General features: G+C 41.9%; 4 protein-coding genes. All 4 read right to left on the bottom strand.

All coding sequences use genetic code 11. The features are described from left to right. The coding region (locus QZU45_RS10975) for a hypothetical protein (RefSeq protein WP_295355246.1) at positions 1-975 on the bottom strand (975 nt) is incomplete at its 3' end. Next, on the bottom strand, positions 941-2335 hold the full coding sequence (locus QZU45_RS10970; protein WP_295355244.1) for a PelD GGDEF domain-containing protein: 1395 nt from the start codon (positions 2333-2335) through the stop codon (positions 941-943). The genes QZU45_RS10975 and QZU45_RS10970, both read right to left, overlap by 35 nt. Before the next feature lie 19 nt (positions 2336-2354). Further along, complete coding sequence (locus QZU45_RS10965; protein ID WP_295355242.1) at positions 2355-2876, bottom strand: hypothetical protein; 522 nt, start codon at positions 2874-2876, stop codon at positions 2355-2357. 19 nt (positions 2877-2895) lie between these two features. Beyond that, on the bottom strand, positions 2896-4395 hold a 1500-nt coding region (locus QZU45_RS10960), incomplete at its 5' end, for a hypothetical protein (RefSeq protein WP_295355240.1).

The raw sequence follows: 4395 nt of genomic DNA, 5'->3' as shown, positions 1-4395 counted from the left end.
ATTTAACCAATACTCCCTGATGTGAGAAAGTTTTGAGCCTTCAGAGGTATAAAGAGAGCTCAGGTATGTTTTTACAGAAGCATAGTCTCGCATTCTGAAGGCACATTCTGCCAGATAGGTATTAACCTGAGAATCCAGCATCTTTGCATTCTTTGCTTTCTGCAGTGCAATCATTGCAGGCTCAACTTCATTTAGCTCAAGCAGAATTCGGCCTAAAAGCAGCTCAAAGTTTCCGCGATCTTCTAATTCAATAGCTTTCTGACACCACTTTCTGGCGTTGTTAAGATAGTGCTTAACCAGTACCGTATCAGCAATTCCCAGATAGCAGATTTCCCAGAACTGCTGAGCTATATCATAGGCTATATCTGCAGAATTGTTTTCCTTGAAGGAATCTTCAAGGCTCTTAATGTTATCTGTAATATCCTGCTCGATAGGATCAAGCTGAGAGTAAGCCATAAGACGAACATCATCAGCAGGGTCACGAAGCGCAATCTTATAAAAGGATATTCTCTGATCACGTGGCAGATGAGACACTGAGGAAATAGCCTCTACACGTCGTTCCGTGTCAGGAGCATTTAGCAGAATATCCTGAAGCGCACCTGTACCGAACTTGGTATACATCATGTCTCGAGGATGTGATGGCAGCTCTTCCCTTGGATTATGAACCCACATAACCTCTGTCTTTTTTCTTGGCAGATTCATGGCCACAACCACACATACAAACAGTCCGATAAAGCCGACCACAGGCAGGCATATGCACATCAGGAACATAAAGCCCACTGCAAGATAAGGGCTCTGCTCCTCTCTCATATTCTTAGGGAGCAGCATATACATGGCGTAAGCGGCACTGATACTTGCAATAAAATGAAACATAGCAAATACCAGCAGACGTCTGTAAAGCTCGGCATCGGAGAAAGCGTAAACAGCAGCGCTTATATCACTAATCAGGCTTAAAACAATAAGAAAAATCGTCATCTTTTAAATCCAGCTTTTTAAGCTCTGAAATCAGCTGCTCATTGTCAACGGACACATCCAGAGGGCCTGTGAAATCAAGTTTGATTGCCCCATCGGACTCTCTGGCCATAAGACGGTCAACACGGTCAATGTACAGCTGGGCCTGAAGTTTAGAAGTTAGAGGAAGGAGCACCACCAGAACGATCTCGCCTGAATTGTTCCTGCGCTTCCAGTAGATATCAGCACCGCGACGAAGTGAGATCGTCTTGTCAAACAACTCTAAAGCAGCATCGGTATAACCTCTGCAGAAAACCATACTGCTGCTCTGACCATGGTACTTATTCTCATCAAGAGCTTTTTTGAGATAGCTTAGGAACAGATCCTTCTCTGAGGACTGAATTACAGGAGCTATCACACCTGTAGACAACATGTCTGCTGCATAGGCGCTTACTAAATTCAGGATTGCAATATTCTGTGAGGTAAGAGTAAAGAACTTAACCTGAGAAACTACAACACAGGCATGCATAACACCAGAAGTATCAACTAAAGGGATACAAAGCTGATATTTTAAGGTGGAATCAGTCTCATAAAGATTTACAGGTGATAACAGTTCTCTGCTCTCGATCATGTCATTGAGCATCTCATCCTTAAGATCAAGAGCTGCCATATTGCCGATTGCAGAGAGAGGTTTAGGATCAATTCGGCCCTTCTCTACTCGGTATATTCCAGCCTCTTCCATCACCACAATGGAAGCTAGAAGCTTTAGAACATGAGGTGCAAGAGAAGTTGTTCTGTCGTACTGTTTAACACCTAGAACAGGGTATCTTTCATTGAGTTTTTCAAGCTCGCTGATGCTTGAACGCAGACTTACTACCTGGCCCGCCATTCTCTGCTCTAACTGATCATGTGAGGAACGAAGCATGAAATAGTTTTGAGTAAACAGAGAAAGCTTCTTTTTCATAAAGGCATAATCAAGGTCGTTTCGATGAAGTCTTTCATCCCAAACATCACGGAACTCACCTGCAATCATATTCACTACCAGCATGCCAACAGCCTGATAATATGAAAAATAATCGGTAATATTGTGATATTTAAAGAACGACATTGTCAGCACAATTGAAAGAATGGCTGAAATAAAGCCCATGGAGAAACCGTAGCGCAAAGCTACAATAACTACAAAGACAAGCGGCCAGAAGAATTCAGAGGTATTTGCTACGGTAAATACAGGTATAGGACCGCTCTGATCAAAATAAATCTCGATAGAGTTCATCCAGATAATTGATGAGATGGCAGCCAGTACGACTGTTTCAACCCATACAATTAAAGGCTGACCTGAGCCTCTGGTTAGGAGTTGGCTTAGGCTCTTAAGACTCTTGTTCATTTATAAATCCCTTATGCGATTATCTGGTGTAGTTAATATCACCTAAAATGTTCTCTACAACCTTCTGACCTGCACCGTTCAGACTCTCACGACCAAAGCCAGATCTGCTGCCGGTCTTCTCATATACTACATTACCGTTTACATCCTTGACTCTGATGGTAACGCTGACAACAGGCTCTCCATCAAGACCAGCCTTATAGTTCCACTCATCAACAGAGCCGGAAATCACATAGTTGTAGCTTACACTCTTAAGCCACTCGTTGGCCTTACGGGTGGTATAGGTGTCATCTAGGATGCTCTTTAAATCTTTTGGCTCATCGGCAGATTCAAAGGCTACATAATTGATATTCTTAGCACTTAGCTCTGAACAGATAATGGTTCCTACATTCTCTGCTGCAAGAGGAGTATTGGACTGATTAACAAATGGCATTACCGCAAAGGTTGAACCGTTTGAAACAGTTATACCGTTTGAGCCCCTGTAGGTTGAGCATCCTGTTAAAGAGACTATTGCAGCTAAAATAATAAAAGTTAGTTTTCTCATTTTTCTTGTTCCTCAAAGATTAAAAAACCATACTGTAACCGAAAGTCAGGCTTACAGACTTGTTACCCTGTCTATCAGCACTCTGTACTGATGACTTTATAAACAGCTCATCCTGAGCCTTAAACAGACTTATTCCGACACCTGCACTGGCACCAGCATCAATCTTTTTCTCCGTAAAGTTGTATCCGGTGAAAACATCGAACAGGAAGCGAGGAGATGGAACTGAAGGTCCAGGAATTCCAGGATCGCCGTGACTGGTAGTCATACCGATAGCTAGATGTTTATACTGTTTTGAAATGAATGATTCTGAACTTAAACTCTGAACAGAAGCATCATTTAAAGAACCATTCAGAATGTTTGTATCTCTAAGAGCGTTATCTGAAGGATTATTGTTCTGGTAGAGCCATGAGGTATAACCATATAAGGCAGGATCAGAATTAAATACAGGAGTCATTGCCATAAATTCAAGATCATAACCTGAGCCCAGATTCTCGTTGTAACGGGTCTTATAGTTGTGAATGCGTGAGGTAAGAGCAAAATACTCTCTGTTCCAAGGTGATGCACTCAAACGCAATTCTGCATAATTATCCTTTCCCAGCACGGTCATCATGTGAGAAACATTAGAATGCTGATTTAAAGCACCTGATAAAGATACGGCATAACGCTCATCTAGTTTGAACAGATAATCAATCTTCAGACCTAATCTGTCGTCTGCGGCACCGTCAGCAAGATCTGCAGATGCTGCAACTTCATACTTCTCCTGTTCATAGGAGATTTTTCCTATGATTCTCTTTTCACTCTTAAGCTTGGAGATTGCCATAGCATCAGGAGTCTTAGAATGCTGATAAATCGTTGCTACGCCGAACTGACCAAGAGAATATGGTGCATGGTAGTAGGCAGCATAAGACTGAAGTCCCCACAATGGCTGAGAGTGAATAACTGCCATAACGCTGCGGGATAAGCTCTGATTATTTGCAGCCATCTGACCTCTTAAAGCTTTATTTACATCTTTATAAGGGGACACACCCACAGTGTTTTTAGCAAGCTGATAAGCCTCAAGACGTTTTGAGATTTTCTCAAGAGCATCATATTTTTCACTCTCGCGGATACCCACACCACGCTCAAGAAGGTCTTTAATCTTTTCCTTGTCCTTGGTGCGAACTGCAAGAATCAGCTCCTGACTGTCAGATAAAACAACATTTGCAAGAGAACTTCTCTTTTTGAAGTAAATGGCACTTTTTATGTCATTTCGTTCTAGCAGAGAGGTCATTAACTGAATTCCAAGAGCAGAAGACTCTGATGATTTCAGTTCATTTCTAATGATGTCTTCACCTACTGACTTTGATATAAAGGTGGAAACCAGTGAGGCTAAAGTTACATTGCTGTCATTTAGTTTCAACAGTTCCTCAGTCTTAGTGTCAACAACATATTTTCTAATTCTGTATGCCTTATCTGAATAACCTAAATCCGATAGAACCTCAGCATAGGAAAGCAGATCAACGGCTGAAGGAGATGCAGC

The sequence above is a fragment of the uncultured Succinivibrio sp. genome (assembly GCF_902756765.1).
Taxonomy (GTDB): domain Bacteria; phylum Pseudomonadota; class Gammaproteobacteria; order Enterobacterales; family Succinivibrionaceae; genus Succinivibrio.
The sequence above is the reverse complement of the archived record's forward strand: the minus strand, read 5'-3'. Positions and strand labels throughout refer to the sequence as shown.

Excerpts from the sequence above, each read along its gene's own strand:
- QZU45_RS10965 (WP_295355242.1), bottom strand. The coding sequence starts at position 2,876 with ATGAGAAAACTAACTTTTATTATTTTAGCTGCAATAGTCTCTTTAACA.
- QZU45_RS10970 (WP_295355244.1), bottom strand. The coding sequence starts at position 2,335 with ATGAACAAGAGTCTTAAGAGCCTAAGCCAACTCCTAACCAGAGGCTCA.